The sequence below is a fragment of the Xenorhabdus bovienii genome (assembly GCF_024721015.1).
GTDB classification, from domain to species: domain Bacteria; phylum Pseudomonadota; class Gammaproteobacteria; order Enterobacterales; family Enterobacteriaceae; genus Xenorhabdus; species Xenorhabdus bovienii.
Genome location: NZ_JANAIF010000065.1, coordinates 1 through 20,144 on the forward strand (window position 1 = coordinate 1; position 20,144 = coordinate 20,144).

Consider the following 20,144-nt stretch of genomic DNA (forward strand, 5'->3'; position numbering starts at 1 on the left):
GAGTTTTTGGCGAAATTGATTATACCCAATCATCATGCTGTTCAGATTACCTTCACAAAACGTCAACACGCCCTAATGTTAATTAACTAATTAAGATGGAATTTTCGCCTGATTTTGGCGAAAAATGGAGGAAATAGCGGAATATACATGAGAATTCAGACAAAAATAAGGCTGGCAGGAACGGTCGCGAATTTGACTCCTTCCCGCCTAACCGTTAATATCTTTTTCTACAAAACGATCTATCGCCTGTCAGGATCGCCTTCGGGTGGCGAAACAAAACTCCCGTAGCCTGAAAGGGAGAGCAAACATTGTGGTACATCTGCCCACCTTTGGAAGCAGATATTGCCAAGACATCTAAACCCTCGTCTGGCAATGAAGGTCTCTTAAACTAATAGATAGCCCAAAAGGATATCTTTCTCTTGTTACCGAAGTGTATTGAATGTGGATTCATACACTGGCGTTTCAAATCAACATAAATCCTATTTATCTTCAATGAACAACAGGATAGCTTTTGCGCATCCGTTCATACTTTTATCTATTCCTGTTTGAATTATTCAACAGACAATTTTTCTACAGCTAATCCATTAACATGACTATCGTTTGACATTTAATCTTACGGCGTTTTGCTGTGCCTGATAGCACTTCAACGCTTGCACAACCTTTGCTCATTGTTAGCGGAATCAAGGCGTCACTTTTTGCGGATTTACCGCTGAAAGTGACGCCGTAGCCAAAGAACCACTCAACCCTGACAGGCTCATGCCTGCTTCACCACGCAGTGAATCTGACACTGCATTTTTAGATTGAAAAAGGAGAATTTGACGATATCGAGGCTGGCATCTAGCCAGTGGGGATGACCTGCAAACACAGGCGGCAGTACTGAGTACTCAACCGATACCCCGCAATACCTCAACTTGCGTTCACTCTGGCGCATAGATATCGATCAAGGGCATGGCAGACACTTTCTGTTCTGTCCGAATTGTCGCGCGCCAGAGATTGCATGTTGTTGGGTACAAGTACGGAAATTGATGAACTGGCTGATTGAAGAATTAAGCATTCGGATCGCTGTCCGGTATGTTGAGCATGTTTATAGCCGTTAAACTTAGTCGTTCAGTTATTGAGTCCGATAATACAATCAGTTAAAGTATTCCCGCCATTGGCTCAATCCAATGGTCAAGGTTTAGCAGCCTTGTGTTCACTGACACTGGTAGGATGTTTCTGCCAGTGCGCCTGCGTTCACCCTTTCTATGGTGATTCAGGTAGGGGAGGCTTCGGCCTCGCTGGTGTGAACCCAGTCTGCTAACCCTGCCTTGAATCACCACCATCAATATTAATTAATGGAAGGGGTAACAGGAATGAATAACAACAATGTTCAAAATGACTGGCATCAGGCCGATATCATCGCAGCGTTACGTAAACGTGGTACAACCTTAGCGGCTATTTCTCGTGAAGCAGGGCTCAGCTCATCAACATTAGCAAACGCACTCAGTAGGCAATGGCCTAAAGGTGAGTGGATAATCGCTAACTATCTCGGTATTCACCCCTCAGAAATCTGGCCAAGCCGTTATTTTGATAAGCAGGGTCGATTGATTGAACGTAAGGTTCGAGATAAGCCGCAGGAATAACCCGTTTCAACTTGTGATCTACTTTGTGAACATGATAAATTTTTATACAAAGCCCTGAGAGTGAGATGGCAAACTAATTTAAACCTCATGGCTTTTTTTAACTTCACTCTTATACCAATGTATCAATCAGTTCATAAAATATATTAAAATCAAATACATGAACAAGTAAAAGGAGTAAAATAAATATGGGGCACAAAATGGGGCATTTTGAAAATTTACTTTTAATAATTTATTTAATTTCAATTGATTATATTCATTTGCGAGTCCGGCCTTCGCACCATATAAATTTAGACGCTAAAAGGCGTCTTTTTTTATGTCTAAAATCCCCATTCTGCAATCCCTTACTCGCGTTTTCACTCAACTTACGTCCATTGCAATCTATATGCTACTTCAGTAGAGGGCATAATTGGGGGTATCCTTCACTTTGATTTTAAATGTGCCCCAAAAATGAAACTAAACGCCCGACAAATCGAGACTGCGAAATCTAAAGAGACATCCTATAAATTAGCGGGTGGAGCTGGCTTATATCTCGAAATCACGCCGCGCGGTTCGAAATACTGGCGCATGAAATACCACCACCCTACCGATAAAAAAGAAGATCGACTGGCTTTTGGTGTTTATCCTGCAGTCTCATTAGCTGATGCACGCGCTAAACGGGATGAAGCTAAAAAATTGCTTGCTCAAGGGATTGATCCCAAAGCAGAGAAAAAAGACGCACAAGCCGAATCAAAGGGCGCATATGCCTTTGAACAGATTGCCATAGTACTCAAGCAATAAACGGTGGAGTGAAAGCCATCGAGATAGGATTATGCGAAATCTCAAACAATACATTTCCCCCTATATCGGTACGCTTGATGTACGTACTTTGCGAACCAGACAACTGTTAGAGCCTATCAAAGCTGTTGACACCGACGGTAAGCACGACGTAGTTCAAAGATTACAACAACGTGTTACTGCCATCATGCGTTATGCCGTCCAAAATGACATTCTTGAATATAGTCCTGCCAATGATATGGTTGGTGCTCTCACCATAGTAAAATCTAAACATCACGCCGCATTACCCCATGAACGTTTACCTGAGTTTTTGATGCGTCTTTCTTGTTACCGTGAGCGTTTAATTACCCGAATCGCGGTAGAACTGACTTTATTAACGTTTGTTCGTTCCAGTGAGATGAGGTTTACCCGTTGGGGAGAGATAGATATTGAAGGGGCTGTTTGGCACATACCTGCAACCAGAAAACCCATTGAAGAGGTTAAGCATTCCCAACGTGGTATGAAAATGAAAACGGAACACATTGTACCGTTGAGCCGTCAGGCTATTTCGCTTATCAAAACCTTACACAGTCTGAGTGGAGAAGGAGAGGTGATGTTTCCCGGCGATCACGATCCAAAGAAAGTTATGAGTGAAAACACCGTAAATAATGCTTTGCGTGCTATGGGCTATGACACCAATACAGAATTTGTGGGCACGGATTCCGCACAATGGCATGCGGTGCAATGGGCGAATCAGGCCTGTGGAGTGATGATGCTATCGAGCGCCAGCTAAGCCATATAGAAAGCAACAATATTAGAGCTGCTTATATTCACACTTCTGTGGTTTTAATCGGTCGTCTTAAATAAAATGTAACACAGGTAACTATATTTATTTGTTTAATATACGATATTAATTACGATTTTACAGCGTTCTTGTCAATTATACTAGGATGTATAAATAATTCTGGTATATCCTGTCTGGCGGTATATCACAAATGTGCAATTATCATGGGTAAAATAAAGAATTTTCTAGCTGTGGTTGGTTTTCGAATTGACAAAAATGATAAGGGGAATAAATGTGGATTAAGTCATTGTTTAATATGCTGATAATAATAATTTTATTTGTTTTTAGCAATATAGGATTTATTTCTATTGATTTAACTATAAAAGAAATAATAACTCTATGGACAAATAAGGAATACACCCCATCTGAATTGTCTTTTTTTATTCAGATTACCGATTATGTAATGCTGACTAACAATTTTCTATTTGTTTTGTGCACTACAATATTTTTTTTAAGAAATAAACTAAGATACAGTTTACGAATGATTTTTTCTGTCTTTTTAATTACCTTACTAAATAACATCTCTACGTTTATTTACGCCTTAAATTTTTCTATCTTTTTTAAATTCATTAAAAACCATGATATACATTTGATATTAATTTTATTTCCTGTCTCAATGATTATTATTTATATTCTTGCAAGGATAAAAAACAAATGAACAATAGGGATGTCATCAGACAATCAAGGATTTTAGACAAACTCGACTCTCATACATTAAATATGTATGACACGACTTGTCGATGGCTACCTAAGGGTATTTTTTTATGGGTAGAAACAAAGGGTACAGGCCATACATTTATTTCCGTTCATGCCGAAAGTGGAATAAGTGTATTTACCTATGGTCGTTATGCTGATACCGGGCCATTAGGACTAACTGGCGATGGTGTTTTAATTTGGTTACAGAATAATGAAGCAATTGAATATATGTCAACCGAACTTTATAGAATGGAAGCTCAAGTTTATAACATTAGAGACGCCGATATTTTTGCAATAATGGGATATTTTAAAAGTCTATGGCATACGGGTAAAAACATAGGTGGTACATCTGTGTCTGAATCCACCCAGAGATTTGGAAAAATAATTGATACTTATGATGTAACTGGAGTTAACTGTACAACTCACTCTGTCAAAGCACTTAAATACGCAGGTAGCTCTGTTTTTCAAAGAAAGAATGTATTTTCTGTAAATTATACAGAAGATTTTACCATTCCATATTCATTGCGAATGTACATGAATGACATTGATACACTTAAGAAAAGTATGATTATCACTGATGTTACCTGGAGCTTTAAGCAACAAATGAGAAATACTAAAGGATTAGCTCCTTTAAATGGCGCAGGAAAAGTACAAGGAGCACTTGGTGTTGGCGCTAAATCTTCAGGAACGCTAGGCACTCAAAGTAGTGGTTACGGTGGTGCTACTTTTGGTGGCTCGTCCGGTTGGAATTACACTCCAGAAGAAGAATAATCATAAATAATAATGAATAAATTATTATTTATATGAAAAGCGTCTGAATCGGCGCTTTTATTATTTCATTAAATGAGTTCAAATTATATTATGATTAATATAACAATCTTATTTAAAAAAATCTTTAAATTTTTCAATTTTATTTTCTTCAATGATTTTATTCATTAAATGAAATTTATCTAAATTGGATATAATTTGTTCATTAATACCAAATTTTCTTAGGCGTCTATTTAATCTACATATTCTTATGGTATTCGCACCTTTATCTGTTAAATCAGCATAAATTTCACCATTAAATTTAACGATATGATCCTTCCAAAAATCAAAATGAGGATGATAAACGCTGAATGCCTTTGAGCTACGAGGGTAAAGTTTAGCACTTGATGATATAGTGTTTTCGCATTCATTTTTGATTTCTTTATCTTTTTTTATTGTGTTGCAATCAGCACAAACTACACATAAGTTCCTAGGTTCAAAGATGAAATTTAAATATCTGGATTTTGGGGCAATATGCTCGATATGACAATTAATTGGTGAAGTTATGGATAGTTCATTTCGGCAATAAACACAACAACCATTTTGTTTCATTCTGTAATAATCTCTTATTTCTTTTCTAACTGTTTTTAAATTTTCTTCATCCCATTGAGTGTGAGAAAAATTTTCAGTCGATTTTTTTTTACAGATAAACTCTGTAGAGTTCTTACTATAAGATATTGGTTCGTTAATATCAGCCATAGTATTTTACCATTTCATCTAATGAAGTAATCAACTCCAATAATGGATCTTTTTCATGCAATTTATTTTTTATCAAAAGTAATTCTTCCATGATTTTTTTATCTTCATGGTCTACAGATTTTTCGGATATTATTTTAGATAATAAATTTAGAGATAATCGAGTTAAATACTCATTTTTAAAGCCAGGAGAATTAAATAATGTTGCAAGCTGAAAATCAGAGGATTTGTTAATATAATTTATGGATTTCTTAGATTTACCATCTTCTATTGAAGTTATAAAACAATTCTTTTCTCCTAAATTTGCAATGATTTGCGGAGAATGAGTGGTAATAATAAAGTGGCATTTTTTATTTATTTTAAATATATCAATTAACAATTTTATATATTTTTCTTGCCATTCTGGGTGCAGGCAAACCTCTGGTTCATCAATTAAAATTAGTGAATTATCTTTTATAACCGATGAAATACCTAATATATTCATGATTACACTTTGCTCACCTGAACTAGCACTATCTATATGAAACGCCTCTTTTGAGTTTGTTTTTTTTAAAATGATATTTTCAATTTTCAATAAGCCTGAATTAATTAAATTAATCAAATCCTTAGAAAGAGATAATTCTTTATTAAATTCTACATTTTTCCCTATTATATTCATTTTCAATTTCCTTATCTTATGTAACCATGGAGAATTACAAATAGATTTAAATAATTCATGTAGAGATTTATCATCTTTTACTAAGAATTGATTTATTTCTTCTTTTCCTTTTATTAACTTTTCAACTAAATAAGATCTTAATTCATAAACTCTTCTGTTTGTAGAATATTCTTTTACTATTCCTAATTTATTTAAAACTATACTTTCGAAGTAAGGATGATATTTTAAAGATTCATTTATGTCTGATTCATTACTATTTATTATATTTTCTATTCTTTTCCCGCCTATATACCTAAATGAAATTGCTATTTTATCTTCATAGCCCAAATATTCCAACGCCTTAGATAAACTATTTATTTTATTTTCTGTTATACCCAGTAAAAAATCACCTATAAACTTAGAGATATATCCTTTACTAATGGTTTGGGATTGAATCCCTCTAATTCCTTGATAATAATACCCTTTTTTAAAATTATTCTTCAGTGGGAATTTATCGAAGGGGGTTGTAGATACGGCTATAATTCTAGAAGGAGAATTTTTTATTTTAGGAGTGTTATTATTTGAATACTCTTCACAAATCAACTGTAACAGGCGACTTTTTCCTGTGCCATTCTTTCTTATAATAATAGAAAATATATTTTCTCTATTGTTAATATTATTATATAACTCAATTTTTTTTCCTTCATATGTTATGCTTTTTATCATTTCTACATATCCTTGGCTCACTTTTTAGTACGGCTCATTTTAATTGAAAATTTTATATGGCGTCTGTTAAAGTTAAATAAATGTTACCTTGATCACATTGATTAAATATGTATGAATGATTATTTTTTAAATAGATGGTCATGACTTCAAAGCGTTAATTTGATATTCTTGTACTTTTTAATGGGACATCATCATGACTGTTACGATAGAAGTGACTTGTCGATATTGCGACCAAGCTGAACCTGTACGCAAACACGGTACAGGTAAGGCTGGCTTCCCTCGTTACTATTGCAAAGACTGCCAAAGAACCTTTCAACTCAACTATCGTTACAACGGCCATAAACCGGGCATGAAAGAAAAAATTGTGGATATGGCAATGAATGGCTCTGGTGTGAGAGACACAGGCCGTGTGTTAGGTCTCGGTATCAATACGGTGATGCGGACATTAAAAAACTCTCGCCAAAACAAGTAACATCGCGACAGATCGCTTATGACGATGTCACACTTATCTGTGAATTGGATGAGCAAGGGTCTTTTGTAGGCAATAAAAAACAACGTCATTGGCTTTGGTATGCTTTTGATACGAAAAGGAAACAAGTCATCGCCCATGTCTTTGGCCCCCGAACGGATGCAACCTGCCGAAAATTGCTCAACTTATTGGCGTCTTTTAATATTCGTTTCATCACCACCGATAACTGGGGAAGTTACGCCAGAGAAATGGTGCCAGAAAAGCATCTGGTAGGCAAAATTTTTACCCAGCGTATAGAGCGGCATAATCTCAATCTGCGAATTCATATCAAGAGGTTGGCGAGAAGAACAATTTGTTACTCACGTTCAATGGAAATCCACGAAAAACTCATTGGCGCATATATTGAAAAACATCATTACAACTCCTTTGGAGTCATGACCAAATAGATTTATGAAATAAATGATAAATTCGGTCGATTTATCCCAGTAACTGGTAATGCAGTAACGTCTTAAATCCTATTTTTGCCTGATCTTGAATGGATGTGAGGAGAGGAGAAATTCAGGAAAAAATAAGGGAAGGAGGCACAACAACGGTTTGACTCCCCCTTACCTAATTGTTCATATCTTATTCAACAAAAACGATCCATCGCTTGTCAGGATCGGCTTTTAGGTGGTGAACAAAACTCCCGTAGCCTGAAAGGGAGAGCAAGAATTGCGGTACATCTGCACATTTTTGGAAGCAGATATCGTCGGACACATAAACTTCCGTCTGGCGATGAAAGTTCCTTAAACTAAAAATTACCTCAGAAGGGTGTTTCTATATTGCTATTTCCCGGTTCGATAATGTTTGTACCTACACAGAACCTTTGAAAGGATACTCAACATTGTTCTGAGTGATGCGAAACCTGAAGCTAAAGCCTATAAGCTTACAGATGGCGACGGTAACCTCATGGTACAACGAGCCGGCTGAATCCGTTTTACCTATCGATAATGTGTTAATAAGGCTCGTTTTTGGTTATTTTTTGATTTAATATCAACGAATAAGTACATTCAGGTCCTAGAACAGGTAATCTAACAATGAATGATAGATTTACAGAAAAAACCAAGAGGGTCATTCAGGAGAGGGTCGGGAATAGATGCTCAAACCCAGATTGTAATATTCTGACTTCCGGGCCTAATGCTCATCCTGAAAAATCAACTAAAACTGGGGTGGCCGCTCATATAACAGCTGCTTCTCCAGGGGGCGCGAGATATGATTCGTCTTTAAATTCTGAACAACGAAAGTCTGCAGAAAATGGTATCTGGCTTTGCCAAAATTGTGCTCATTTTATCGATACTGATTATTTAAAATACCCTGTTCGACGCTTGTATGAATGGAAAAATAAAGCTGAATGTGAAGCAGAACGTGGAACTAAAAGAATGATAGATAAGTCCACATCTAGAGATGATATTAAATTTATCGAGCAAGAAGAAGGTTGGATTTGCCCTTTCTGTGGGACAGTTGTTGGGGTTGAAAAATTAGTTTGTATAGGATGTCATGCTGAAGTAGTTCCGGGTTTGACTCGAGCTGAACGGAATGAGTTGGTCAAAACAGGAATGATGGCAGGAGGCGGTTTATCGGCACTCCTTTTTTTAATCCTACCAAGTTGGATAGCTTCTTATTTTGATATTAGGTTGGATTTGTTTGGTCATAATTATATTTATGTGTTTATTTGCATAAGTGTAATTATGGTTTTTGTTATTGGGAAGTTTTTTGTATATTTTTCTGAAAAGAGTCGATTGCAGAAGCCACCCAGATTTTTTCGAAATTCAATCAGATGATTTTGTTTATTTAGCCCTGCTCCAATTTAATGTAAAGGGTATTTTATATGTCAAAGGATTAAAAGATGAATATGGACTGAGTTTTATCCTATACGTTATTCCCCCGTTCCTGATGAGGTAAGCTAGCAGGGGGAACGGTTGATGAGATATAGAATAGGGAATAAATACATGAATGTTTATAAAGTATCCATTGATTACAAAGGCTATTACGCTATTGATAAAGATGATTATGAACAGCGTACTTCGCGTAGGTCTCCTTGGTATAAAACTAGCGATACAGGGTCTCCACAGTATTTTGCTATTTGCCCGGCTTGCGATAACCCTATCCAGATAATTGGATTCTATAAGCCCTCGATCAATACTCCTCACCCATATGGCAAACATTTCGGCAGATCTGTACCAGGGGTAGGGGTCTACGATCACGAGGCATATACATGGTGTCCCTATTCCAAAAAAAACATCAACAATCCTGATGAACGCCCTAAGCGTGAGCCAAGCTACCTTACAGGGCAAATCTTAAAAATACTGATTTGTCATTTTGATAAGATTGTATTTTTTCTAAGTAAAAACATGGGTATCCGTATTGATGAAAAATTAGCGGAAAGTATGCTCCTACAGTATAGAGATGAGGAGGGATGGCTGTACGCCCGAGCTACATTAATGAACGTGCCTTGGCAATTTGCATATATGACTGATAATCAAGTAATTCTTTTTAAAAAAATCCTTTCTTCGGATCTGGCTGAGATACTCATCAACCAAGTTCCTAAGTATTTGATGCTCAATGATAATGGGTACCTGATCAAACATCCTGACTGTAAAAAGTATATTGAGTTGGGAACATATTATACTCGACATCACATTCATGTTCAGGGGAATGAGTTGGTAGAAAAGATGGATTGTGTTTTTACTTTAAAGGAAGGTTATAACACTCCAAGAGAAATCCACCGAATAACTATTGAATTTGACTATCGTTATTTTGATAATTTAGCAAATTTTTCCCAATGGACTCGTTCACCTTATAACAATAAACTTCTACAGTTAGCAAATGAAATTTTGGGGCCTCAGCTTGCTAAATTTAAGTGAGGATATCTCCAAAACAATCTCGTCATCGGTAATGTTGGGAGTGATTGTGTCGGTTCAAATGCGGGACGTTGTACTTGATAAACCCAAACTGCTGAGACATTGCCCCGAAGTTCATGGGTAATCTTTTTCATCGTCAGGTAGTGTCGTCATGAAAAAAATTATGTGATAAGCGATATATCTTCCATAAATAGAATTGATTGGTAATGAGCACACCATCACACCGCCGTCATGATATTTCAGATCATATTTGGAACTTACTGGAGCCGCATTTACTGGGGCGTAAAGGCGCATGGGGTCGGGAAGCCCAAGATAACCGATTGTTTATCAATGCGGTGTTTTGGATCTTACGGATAGGGTCTCCCTGGCGAGATTTACCTCCCGATTACGGTGACTGGAAAAATACCCATCGCCGTTTTTGCCGATGAAGAAATAAAGGTGTATGGGAAGCCTTGCTTGACCAACTGATATCTGAACCGGATTTCGAATGGTTGATGATTGATGCCAGCCATATCAAAGTTCATCCTCATGCGGCGGGTACTAAAGGCGGTAATCAAGATATGGGGCGCACAAAAGGGGGCTCAATACCAAGATACATTTGGCCATGGATGCGCATGGTATGCCGATCAGAGTTCTTGTTACAAGAGGTACCACAGCTGATTACTCACAAGCTGAAGCATTAATTGAGGGAATGGAGGCTGAACATTTGTTCAGATCGGGACCTATGATAGTCATGCAATAGTTGAGCAAGCAGCACGACACGGGATGGTATAGCGACCCGATATGCGAAAAATAGTGCTTTATTTCTTTCCGCAGCTCAAATCCGTTGCCTTGCACTTTGGCTGAAAATTTCATGACGATATTTTGTAGCGCCCCTTAAAATATTGGGTTCTTTGCCTGTAATTTCATTACACTACCGTTCTCGACCCTGTTTTGCTGGCTGAATGTGCCCTAATTCGGACCAAAAATAAACTGTTGTGGTCAATTAATACCGGATACCTTCATAGACTCTTCCCACTGTTTTTTTGTATTCAACCGATGTTATTTCATCATTGTGACTATGAGGACGATGGTGGTTGTAATAGCCGCCTAGATATTACGTGATATCTCTTATCGAATCATAGATATCACTGTACCCCCTAAAAGCCTCCATTCACTTTTCAAACTGCGAAACAGCCGCTCCATCGGTGAATATCTAGACCGTTGCCACGTCGGCTCATACTTTGTATCACTTTATTTTGGGAAAGACGGTTTTCTTTCTCTGTGTGTCTGCAACAGACATATTTCTGGCTGGTATATGCAGAGGATACCGTTGTGATAAAGAATAATCATAAATCTAAGCCACCTCACAATAAGATGGCTTAACCTAAAATCCTGCCTACTATCCCTCTTTACACAATCTTCACCGCAGTCCCCGAGACAGTGACCATCAACATGCCGCCATTTTTACCGACCGTCTCATAGTCAATATCAATACCGACAACCGCATTGGCTCCTAGCGCTTGGGCTTGTGCATTCATTTCCGCGAAGGCGATTTCCCGTGCATTTTTCAATTCTTTCTCATAAGCACCAGAACGCCCGCCGATGATGTCTCTCACCCCAGCAAAAAAATCCTTAATAATATTGACCCCAAGAATCGTTTCCCCTGTGACGACACCCAGATATTCCGTGATGGTATGGCCTTCCAGCGTAGGTGTTGTTGTGTTTTTCATAATCGATCTCCGTTTGATATTACATCACTTTGATTTTTCTTGGCATTCAGGTGGCTTTATTTGCCACCTGAGCTTGTATATTACCGCGGGAGCTTGCCGATCACTACGAGTGTCATACGTTGTGGCTGATACCAATCGCGATAATAGGCTTTAGCCTGCTCACTAGACGCGTGGCGCACTGTATCAAGGGAGACAATCGGGTCTCGTTCGGCCGGCTACGTGATAGCGCAATTGCTCTCATTGTTGATTGATCCGAAAGCCGATATCTTGTCGTAAATCCGATCCTGTGAAAGCGGATAAAGAAGCGATTGCGACTATTCAACGATCGGCTCCATTCTCCGCGTCACCTCAGGATTTAGTACAAGATGGAGGGTGGAATTTGTCGCTTCCATCACGTTTGATGCAGTGGCTATGTAGGATTTTACGATACGCCTCATCTTTCAAGTTGCTGCTTTGTTGGCTGCAACTTGAAATTTATTTTGGCTGAAAAATCAGAAGCGAGAAATGGTTTCTGCTACCAGTTTAATAAACGTCGCTTTTACTTTTTCCGCTGTTTCAATGACTTCTTCATGGCTAAGAGGCTGATCCAGAATACCGCATGCCATATTTGTTAAGCAGGAGATACCGACTGTATCAATCCCCGCATGTCGTGCAATCAGTGCTTCTGGTACTGTTGACATACCCACGGCATCAGCCCCAAGCGTTCTAATCATGCGGATTTCGGCAGGAGTTTCATATGTGGGCCCCGTCCACCAGGCATAAACGCCCTGACGTAACGTGATATTCTGCGCTTTAGCCACACCAATAACGATGCTTCTCAATGCTTTGTTATACACTTCGCTGACATCAAGAAAGCGCACACCGAGATCGGGATTATTTGGCCCAATCAATGGATTGTTTGCGGTTAAGTTAATGTGATCGGTAATCAGCATTAAATCGCCGGGGCTGAAATCGGTATTCACAGCACCACAGGCATTGGTGATAATGAGTTTTTCAACACCCAGTGCTTTCATTAAACGGACAGGGAATGTCACTTGATCAAGCGTAAAGCCTTCGTAGTAATGAAAACGCCCTTTCATCGCGACAACATTTTTGCCGCCAATAGAACCGATAACCAATTCATTGGAGTGGCCAACCGCTTCTGATTTTGCAAAATGAGGGATATTGCTATATGGAATATGGACTGCACCTTCAAGCGTATCTGCGAACGACCCCAGCCCTGAACCTAAAATAATACCTATCGTTGGTTTTATGTTTGTTATTGATTCAACGAGGTTTTTACTTTCTAAGATATCAGCCATTTTGTGCATATCGCTTCCTCCTGAAGGTTATTGAGTAAAAATAAATGTGCTAATTGACTAAGAGCCTGCCCTTATTTACTAACTTGGTGCTTGGTCACACTACCATTGATATTAATAGCGCTCAATGGGAATGTGATTGTTTTAGTTAGTTGAATAATTACAGTTCGTTATTTATAATTTAATTGAAATTATTATTTCTAATAAAAGTATTTTTAAGAAAGTAAAGAGTGAAAAATAAATTTCCTAATCTTCGAACAGATGGAATTTTTATTTATCGTGATTAACTGTCTGAATTAATAAATTATTTGTCTTTATTTAAATATATTTACAGGGATTTATTAAACAGGATGTCAATGGTGAATTTTTAATGTTTGCATACACTATTTGATAGTGCTATTTGTTATTAAGTAGTACATCTCTTAATTATTTAGTGCTGTACTATTGTAAATCTCTCAGGCTTTAATTATGAAAGGAATAAATAATTAATAACTTCAATGTAAAAAATGTAGTAAAGATTAAATCTCAATTAGCTAGTTGGGCTGTCAACGATAAAAAAGATGACTAATTAATGCTTCCCTTCCTCGGGATTTTCTGAGGAAGGGATTATTTTAAGGAAAATGAAATGAAAATTGCAAAAGCCAATTATGAATATTCTAAATTTCGGGAAAAATTTCAAAATAATATAAAAAAATCATTAATCTATCTCATAGAATGCAGTGAGTCTGAATTATCTATCCCTGAAAATTTTCAGCTGCGCTGGAATATTTTCGGAGCCTATTATCTAGCCGTATGTGCTGCGGAAAAAGATAATCGTGAATTGTGTATTAATTATCTGAAATATGCGGCGAAGGTGTCTGAATCTTGTGAAATGTTAAATGAACATACTATTAATATAACTGCTCTAGACTATAGAACGCAATCTGAATTTGATATTAATATGATCTTACAGATTCTTAATGAGGATGATAAAGGCGTAAAGGTCGGATTTCAAAAAGATGAAGATATTAGTGTAGAAAAAGAAAAAATTAATGATGCACTTAATCTTTTAAAAGAGTTCGATATTGAGTCTTATAGGGAATGTTGTGAGTTTATTGATACTATTTATCTTACAGGTAGCACAAAAGGATATTATATCCGTTCTGGCTGTAATTTTAATCTATGGGGATTGATATTTCTTTATGCCAATGAAGAAAATACCTTGCCATATTATATTGAACACATTGTTCATGAGTGTGCTCATCATACGCTAAATATTATTAATGCTGATGATTATATTGTACAAAATGATCCTGAAGAAAGATTTCGTGCACCTTTTAGAAAGGATGCCAGACCAATGATAGGAATATTCCACGCGCTTTTTGTTTTATGTCGGATTTCTCAGTCATTACAGAAATTTGTTGATTGTTATGATGGAGAGTACAGCAAAGAATTCGCAGAGCGTTTAGACATATCGATGAGTAAATACAATGATACATTGAATATAGTAGAAAGGCATGCCCGACTCACGCCAGTTGGAGAAAAACTTCTAGATGATATAAAAATGGCAATGTTAGGAATGCGAGGAAGCAATGACAAGTGATTTCTGGAAAATATGCTATGCTGAATCGATATATATACTATCATCACGAATCCTTATTGCTATTATAACGCTCTATTTTTTAAGTAGTGATAGTGTATGGCTATCATCGTACTTTCTTTTTTTCTATTTTACGTCAAAAAGTGTATTTGGGATTTTTCTTGCCCATAAATTTGAAAAGCTGGAAAAAAAACGAATACTTACTCAATTTATTTTATTATTTATTGGTGTATCACTGTTAACTATAATTGTTAAATCTACAAGTGTAAGCTCTCTGGTTTTTATTTTTATTTCTGTTGGAATTGGTTTTATTGATTCATTTTTTACGCCTGTAGTTAACGCTTTTATTCCAGCTATAGTGGATAATGTTCTTATCGATGAGGCGTTTAGAAAAATATTTTTAATCCAAGCGTTAAATAATTTATTTGGTATCGCAATTGGAATGGCAGGGTATGGATCAATTGGCTTTACAAATATGATATGGGTTATTATAGTATCTGCATTAATTTCTTTAATTATTTTAATTTCTTTGAATAATAAAGGGCGCTCGTTTTCATCTTCTGAAGAAAAAATTTCTGGAAATAATATAAAGAATTCAATAGCGATATTTATAAGTTATCGTTTTGAACCTTGGTGGGCTTTTTTTTCCATGATTATTAATATGTTTCTTGCTCCATTTTCCTCATTTGTCATACCCTATTTTATCGTAAATGTTGCAGGAAATAACCCCATCATGATCGGTTTAATTGAAGGGTGTGCAGCCGCAGGAGCTATTTTTTCATCATGTTATTTTCAGAAAAAAATTGAATTAGTTATTGGCAGGGCTCAGAGTGTTATTCTTTCTTTCTGGACAATAGGGCTGTGCTTCTTATTACTGTCTTTTATCAATCATATTTTTATTTGGAGTATTTTGACGTTTATAATGGGAATGGCAATAGTGATGAATAATGTTAGTGTGGAATCCTGTCGCTCAGTTGCAATTCCTGAGAAGAATCGTGTAAAAGTTCAAACTATTCACAACGCATTCATTGGTGCTGGAAATCCACTTGGTCTGTTATTTATTCCTTTTATAATAAGAAATTATGGAAGTATGACCGCCTTGATTATTTCTGCTGTAATAATAATTATTGCTGCTGTTTTTGTTCGCTTCATTCCTCTTTTTCATGAATTATTGACCTGTAGGCAGGAAGATATCTCTAATTTATATGAAAAAAAATATGGTGACTTATGAATATATTATCGCAGGTTGCACTTTATTATGAGATTGATAAAGTGAAAGTTTATGGTAGACATCATTCTGCACATCTTATTCAAACGGCTGTGCTACTGAAAAGGCATGGCTGTAGAAAAGAAGTCATTAAGGCCGGACTTCTTCATTCTATTTATGATACTAATTCCATTTATCATAACAGTGGGGTGCCCCTTACAGATAGAGAAAAAATAGTAGGTATGTCAGGTGAAAATGAAGAAGAGCTAGTTTATCATTATTCACGAGCACATATTATTGAAGATTATCGGGAAGTAATTATCACCTCTTCAAATGACGGTAAGCCAAACTTTCCGATAGAACTAATTAGTGATCTATCTGACATTCTTGTTTGTGACGTAATTGAACAAATTATATGGTGTGTTGATAAAAAAAATATTTTTACTTATCAAGATTCTTACAAGCACATTGATAAATTAGCGCCTGTTGTATCTTATTGTAGAGATAGTGTAAAAGAGCATTATAAGCACTATTTGCATAAGTCAATATCATGATTAAACATATTCATATTTATAAAAAGAGTGAAAAAGTAAAAATACTCCCTCATAGAAGGGGTATTTTTACTAGATTTTCTAGTTATGTGACTATTTTTAATAAACTGAGTAAATCAATCGAGTCATAAAAACTTGGTGTAATATTAATTGGATAACTAATGCTGTTTTTGGTAAGAATATAAATTTTCATTAACTACTTATTACCAAAGATCCATATTGTTTATTGTCACATAATTTTGTGAGCTTAAGTACTATCTCAATACCACTCCTAACAACATTATGCATTTTCTGCATAAGGCTTCTTTCATTTGCATTTCATCAAAAATTAAAAAAAGGTCAGTATTTGTGCGAGTGAAAAGCTAAAGAACAGAAAAACAAAATAAATAATTTCAATATTTTCTTTTCAGTGAATTAAGAGGTCGTATGAACAGACAAAAACTCATGAAGAAAATCATCATCGCCATTCTGCTTGGAATTATTACTGGCTGGGGTTTTCATCATTATCTTGATGCCAGCCAGACTAAAGAAGTTGCCTCCTATATCAACATCATTACCGATGTATTCCTTCGACTGATAAAAATGATTATTGCCCCACTGGTATTCGCCACGATTGTCGCAGGCCTGATATCAATCGGCGGCTCATCATCTGTAGGTCGAATTACCATTAAAGCAATGGCCTGGTTTATTATCGCTGGTTTGGTTTCACTCGGCATTGGGATGCTGATGGCTAACCTGTTCCAGCCAGGGGTTGGGCTTAATGTCAGTGTTCCTCAACAGGACAATGTTGATACAGGCCTCAACACCAGCGGATTCACTCTGAAAAACTTTATCAGCCATATTTTCCCCAGTAGTTTCGCAGCCGCTATGTCGAATAATGAAATCTTACAGATCCTTATTTTTTCGATATTTTTTGGTAGTGCGCTTTCATATGTCTGCCATAACAGCAAGAAAAAAAGCCCGATAGTGACCTTCATTGAAGATCTGGGGCGTATCATGTTCCGCATCACCGATTACGTGATGTCATTCGCACCGATTGCGGTGTTTGCGGCTATTGCTTCTGCGGTTACAGTGCAAGGTCTGGGGCTGCTTTACGATTATGGCAAACTTATCGGCCTCTTTTACCTTGGCTTATTTTTGCTATGGGCTGTTTTGTCGGCGGTTGGATTTCTTTTCCTTGGGAAAAGCCTATTTTCACTCATGAGGCTGATTAGGGAGCCTGTCGCGTTGGCTTTTGCTACCGCGAGCAGCGAGTCAGCCTATCCCAAGACCATGAACGCATTGGATCGATTTGGCGTACCGAAAAGAATTTCCAGCTTCGTCTTGCCTCTGGGTTATTCCTTTAACCTTGATGGTTCAATGATGTATCAATCCTTTGCGGTACTCTTTATTGCACAGGCATACCATATTGACCTGAGTATCACAGAGCAAATCATAATCATGCTGACACTAATGATCACGAGCAAAGGTATGGCAGGTGTCGCGCGTGCTTCTGTTGTGGTCGTTGCGGCAACGCTGCCCATGTTCAACCTTCCTGAGGCAGGTATCTTGCTGATCCTTGCCATTGATCAGTTCCTCGATATGGGGCGTACAGCGACCAACGTCGTCGGTAACAGCATTTCCACCGCGGTGATTGCTAAACTGGAAGAAAAGCAGGGGCGTTCCGAATTGGAACCGGTTGACCAAGAAGCCTGAGTGAGAGAGTGTATTTTTCCCCAGTGACATAGTTACCTATGCTGCTGGGGATTGGTTTACTGGCTACCGCTTTCGCGTTTGCGCATATACTGCCAAAAGCGTTCTGAGGAAGGATTGAGCCGGGAGTGAGTGCGGTAAATGTACACGCCCATTTTTATCGAGGCATAATCTTGACCCAAAATGCACAATTGCTGATTTTTGAGTTCCTTACTGATTGAATAATCCGGCAGCCAACCCACCCCATGACCATTTAGCACCATACGCTTCAGTAGTTCGCTCATGGATGAATGAAAAAAATAATTGAACCCGTCGCTGAAATCTTTTTCCAGTAATTGATTGACTTGCCGCCCCATATAACTTTCATCGGTGTATTTCATTAATGGCAAAGGTGAACTATCCAGATTATATAACGGCTCTCCATCAGGCTTACAGCCCGATACGAGATGTAACTGAGCATCCAGCACCTTATGATGAAGGAAGGGGGACGTCATCAGTTCTTCATTAAAGAAAGACAGAATAAAATCACTTTTTCCCTCTTTAAGATTATGCACAGCCTCATCAACATTGATCGATTCAACATTAAAAATTTTGTCCGACTTTTCTGCAAAGCCAGAAATAAACTCAGGCAACAGAGAAATGGCAAGCGAATGTGCAGCGGCGATATTGATTCGGTGTTTAGCTATTTCTCCTCCTTTTATTTTGCCAACCTGATGCTCTATATCGCTCAGAAGATTTCTGGCATACACAATAAAGCTCCTTCCCTGCAAAGAAAGCTGTAATGGATTGAAATTACGGTCGAATATTTCAAAGCCGACAGCACTCTCAAGAGCCTGAATCCGTCTGCTAAAAGATGACTGGGATATATTTCTTCTTTCTGCTGCAAGAGTGAAATTCCTTAGCTCTTCCAACATTACAGCATCATATAACCATTTCAGCTCAATATTATTCAGCATAATTACCACCCTTATTAAAAATAATGCTTATTGGCTGTTATGCATGAGAACTCTTATGCAAATTCAGCATAGTCCATGGAAACATTGCAATTACGAACCGTAACGACTGTGCCATCATAACGATTATTTACTGAGGTGGCATATGAAAAAAATAATCGGAATTCTTGGCGGTATGGGCCCCGCTGCAACCGTAGATGCAATGGAAAAAATAATTAAACATACCCCGGCAACCTGCGATCAAGAACATATTCCTGTCATTGCGGTTTCTTTTCCTGAAATTCCTGATAGAACAGCGAATATTATCTCTGATGGCGCATCACCGTTAAATAAAATGTTAGTTGCATTGAGAATATTGGAAAGCGCGGGCGCTCAGTGTATTATTATGCCATGTAATACCGCCCATTACTGGCATAACGAATTAAAAGCAGCAACAAAAATTAATTTCTTGAATATGATTGATATTACCTGTAATAAAATCGTAAATGAAAGGATTAATAATGTCGCTATTCTTGCCACAACAGCAACGATAAAATCCGAACTTTATCAATCCCGATTGGAAAAAGAAAATATCAATTGTGTTATTCCTGATGATATTCAACAGCGTTGTGTTATGGAAAGTATTCTGGCTTATAAAGGTGGAGATGCTGGAAAGGCATATTTATCACTGAAAGGAGTTATATCTCAACTGCAATCTTTTGGGGTTGAAAAATTTGTTATGGGATGTACTGAAATACCACTTATTCTTAGTAGGGGTGGTAATGTGGATAGGTATATTGATGCTACGGAGGAGTTGATTAAAAGTGCGGTGGAGTGGTGTTATTCTGATGAAATCTGCTTTTAGTAAAGTGAGATAGAACTATCAATAAATAGATTAACTATTTTTTATGGAAAGAAGAAAAAATATAATCATTTATTGCTAGATGATGTCGTCATGAGATTTTCAGCCAAAGAACAAGGCAACGGATTTGCACTGCGGCAAGAAAAGACGCGCTATTTTTT

15 protein-coding genes and 3 pseudogenes are annotated in these 20,144 nt (G+C 37.2%); 12 read left to right on the forward strand and 6 right to left on the reverse strand.

Features of this window, described 5'->3' with window-relative positions:
* Positions 1-1,352: 1,352 nt before the first annotated feature.
* The 3 genes and pseudogenes from NXS07_RS15055 to NXS07_RS15065 all read left to right on the forward strand — a co-directional run bounded on the left by NXS07_RS15055 (position 1,353) and on the right by NXS07_RS15065 (position 4,686).
* A complete protein-coding gene (locus NXS07_RS15055; protein WP_038215449.1) occupies positions 1,353-1,622 on the forward strand; it encodes a helix-turn-helix domain-containing protein in 270 nt (89 codons plus the stop codon).
* A gap of 447 nt (positions 1,623-2,069) precedes the next feature.
* Positions 2,070-3,215: pseudogene (locus NXS07_RS15060) on the forward strand (tyrosine-type recombinase/integrase); the annotation flags it as partial.
* A 658-nt stretch (positions 3,216-3,873) separates the two neighbouring features.
* Entirely contained in the window at positions 3,874-4,686 is an 813-nt protein-coding gene (locus NXS07_RS15065; RefSeq protein WP_052726108.1) for a hypothetical protein, read from the forward strand.
* A gap of 108 nt (positions 4,687-4,794) precedes the next feature.
* Here NXS07_RS15065 and NXS07_RS15070 read toward each other — a convergent pair whose 3' ends face one another.
* A complete protein-coding gene (locus NXS07_RS15070) occupies positions 4,795-5,421 on the reverse strand; it encodes an HNH endonuclease (protein WP_046337621.1) in 627 nt (208 codons plus the stop codon).
* Positions 5,414-6,781, reverse strand: a complete 1,368-nt coding sequence (locus tag NXS07_RS15075; protein ID WP_258087057.1) for an AAA family ATPase — start codon at positions 6,779-6,781, stop codon at positions 5,414-5,416. Before NXS07_RS15075 ends, NXS07_RS15070 begins: the two co-directional genes overlap by 8 nt.
* Before the next feature lie 193 nt (positions 6,782-6,974).
* On the opposite strand from NXS07_RS15075, the gene NXS07_RS15080 reads away from it, so the two are divergent.
* From NXS07_RS15080 to NXS07_RS15095, 4 genes and pseudogenes are all read left to right on the forward strand, one after another.
* A protein-coding gene (locus NXS07_RS15080; protein WP_197565190.1) for an IS1 family transposase occupies positions 6,975-7,696 on the forward strand; the annotation gives its coding sequence in 2 pieces (ribosomal slippage) (positions 6,975-7,227 and positions 7,227-7,696; 723 coding nt in all).
* A 630-nt stretch (positions 7,697-8,326) separates the two neighbouring features.
* The gene (locus NXS07_RS15085; RefSeq protein ID WP_046337618.1) at positions 8,327-9,070 is read left to right on the forward strand and encodes a hypothetical protein; all 744 of its coding nucleotides are present in this window, start codon (positions 8,327-8,329) and stop codon (positions 9,068-9,070) included.
* Positions 9,071-9,238: 168 nt separating this feature from the next.
* Positions 9,239-10,153, forward strand: a complete 915-nt coding sequence (locus NXS07_RS15090; protein WP_038201885.1) for a hypothetical protein — start codon at positions 9,239-9,241, stop codon at positions 10,151-10,153.
* A 203-nt stretch (positions 10,154-10,356) separates the two neighbouring features.
* A pseudogene (locus NXS07_RS15095) lies at positions 10,357-11,007 on the forward strand (IS5 family transposase).
* Positions 11,008-11,541: 534 nt separating this feature from the next.
* Here the strand turns inward: NXS07_RS15095 and NXS07_RS15100 are convergent.
* The 3 genes and pseudogenes from NXS07_RS15100 to NXS07_RS15110 form a co-directional block, all read right to left on the reverse strand.
* A complete protein-coding gene (locus tag NXS07_RS15100) occupies positions 11,542-11,862 on the reverse strand; it encodes a heavy metal-binding domain-containing protein (RefSeq protein WP_012987068.1) in 321 nt (106 codons plus the stop codon).
* A gap of 92 nt (positions 11,863-11,954) precedes the next feature.
* A pseudogene (locus NXS07_RS15105) lies at positions 11,955-12,138 on the reverse strand (hypothetical protein); the annotation flags it as partial.
* 215 nt (positions 12,139-12,353) lie between these two features.
* Positions 12,354-13,172 carry a purine-nucleoside phosphorylase gene (locus NXS07_RS15110; protein WP_258087058.1) on the reverse strand — a complete coding sequence of 273 codons (819 nt, stop codon included), beginning with the start codon at positions 13,170-13,172 and terminating at the stop codon, positions 12,354-12,356.
* A 613-nt stretch (positions 13,173-13,785) separates the two neighbouring features.
* Here NXS07_RS15110 and NXS07_RS15115 point away from each other — a divergent pair.
* The 4 genes from NXS07_RS15115 to NXS07_RS15130 all read left to right on the forward strand — a co-directional run bounded on the left by NXS07_RS15115 (position 13,786) and on the right by NXS07_RS15130 (position 18,192).
* Positions 13,786-14,742, forward strand: a complete 957-nt coding sequence (locus NXS07_RS15115) for an aKG-HExxH-type peptide beta-hydroxylase (protein WP_258087059.1) — start codon at positions 13,786-13,788, stop codon at positions 14,740-14,742.
* Positions 14,732-15,970: an MFS transporter gene (locus NXS07_RS15120; protein ID WP_258087060.1), complete on the forward strand. Its 1,239-nt coding sequence runs from the start codon at positions 14,732-14,734 to the stop codon at positions 15,968-15,970. Before NXS07_RS15115 ends, NXS07_RS15120 begins: the two co-directional genes overlap by 11 nt.
* Positions 15,967-16,500 carry a DUF6817 domain-containing protein gene (locus NXS07_RS15125; RefSeq protein WP_046337615.1) on the forward strand — a complete coding sequence of 178 codons (534 nt, stop codon included), beginning with the start codon at positions 15,967-15,969 and terminating at the stop codon, positions 16,498-16,500. The genes NXS07_RS15120 and NXS07_RS15125 overlap by 4 nt, the downstream gene beginning before the upstream one ends.
* A 423-nt stretch (positions 16,501-16,923) precedes the next feature.
* Positions 16,924-18,192 carry a dicarboxylate/amino acid:cation symporter gene (locus tag NXS07_RS15130; RefSeq protein WP_258087061.1) on the forward strand — a complete coding sequence of 423 codons (1,269 nt, stop codon included), beginning with the start codon at positions 16,924-16,926 and terminating at the stop codon, positions 18,190-18,192.
* A 56-nt stretch (positions 18,193-18,248) separates the two neighbouring features.
* On the opposite strand, the gene NXS07_RS15135 is transcribed toward NXS07_RS15130, so the two are convergent.
* The gene (locus NXS07_RS15135; protein WP_038201847.1) at positions 18,249-19,145 is read right to left on the reverse strand and encodes a LysR substrate-binding domain-containing protein; all 897 of its coding nucleotides are present in this window, start codon (positions 19,143-19,145) and stop codon (positions 18,249-18,251) included.
* 142 nt (positions 19,146-19,287) lie between these two features.
* Here NXS07_RS15135 and cuyB point away from each other — a divergent pair, with 142 nt between their 5' ends.
* Positions 19,288-19,986 carry a cysteate racemase gene (gene cuyB, locus NXS07_RS15140; protein ID WP_238125568.1) on the forward strand — a complete coding sequence of 233 codons (699 nt, stop codon included), beginning with the start codon at positions 19,288-19,290 and terminating at the stop codon, positions 19,984-19,986.
* Positions 19,987-20,144 lie beyond the last annotated feature (158 nt).

Excerpts from the sequence above, each read along its gene's own strand:
- NXS07_RS15055 (WP_038215449.1), top strand. The coding sequence starts at position 1,353 with ATGAATAACAACAATGTTCAAAATGACTGGCATCAGGCCGATATCATC.
- NXS07_RS15065 (WP_052726108.1), top strand. The coding sequence starts at position 3,874 with ATGAACAATAGGGATGTCATCAGACAATCAAGGATTTTAGACAAACTC.
- NXS07_RS15070 (WP_046337621.1), bottom strand. The coding sequence starts at position 5,421 with ATGGCTGATATTAACGAACCAATATCTTATAGTAAGAACTCTACAGAG.
- NXS07_RS15075 (WP_258087057.1), bottom strand. The coding sequence starts at position 6,781 with ATGATAAAAAGCATAACATATGAAGGAAAAAAAATTGAGTTATATAAT.
- NXS07_RS15085 (WP_046337618.1), top strand. The coding sequence starts at position 8,327 with ATGAATGATAGATTTACAGAAAAAACCAAGAGGGTCATTCAGGAGAGG.
- NXS07_RS15090 (WP_038201885.1), top strand. The coding sequence starts at position 9,239 with ATGAATGTTTATAAAGTATCCATTGATTACAAAGGCTATTACGCTATT.
- NXS07_RS15100 (WP_012987068.1), bottom strand. The coding sequence starts at position 11,862 with ATGAAAAACACAACAACACCTACGCTGGAAGGCCATACCATCACGGAA.
- NXS07_RS15110 (WP_258087058.1), bottom strand. The coding sequence starts at position 13,172 with ATGCACAAAATGGCTGATATCTTAGAAAGTAAAAACCTCGTTGAATCA.
- NXS07_RS15115 (WP_258087059.1), top strand. The coding sequence starts at position 13,786 with ATGAAAATTGCAAAAGCCAATTATGAATATTCTAAATTTCGGGAAAAA.
- NXS07_RS15120 (WP_258087060.1), top strand. The coding sequence starts at position 14,732 with ATGACAAGTGATTTCTGGAAAATATGCTATGCTGAATCGATATATATA.
- NXS07_RS15125 (WP_046337615.1), top strand. The coding sequence starts at position 15,967 with ATGAATATATTATCGCAGGTTGCACTTTATTATGAGATTGATAAAGTG.
- NXS07_RS15130 (WP_258087061.1), top strand. The coding sequence starts at position 16,924 with ATGAACAGACAAAAACTCATGAAGAAAATCATCATCGCCATTCTGCTT.
- NXS07_RS15135 (WP_038201847.1), bottom strand. The coding sequence starts at position 19,145 with ATGCTGAATAATATTGAGCTGAAATGGTTATATGATGCTGTAATGTTG.
- cuyB (WP_238125568.1), top strand. The coding sequence starts at position 19,288 with ATGAAAAAAATAATCGGAATTCTTGGCGGTATGGGCCCCGCTGCAACC.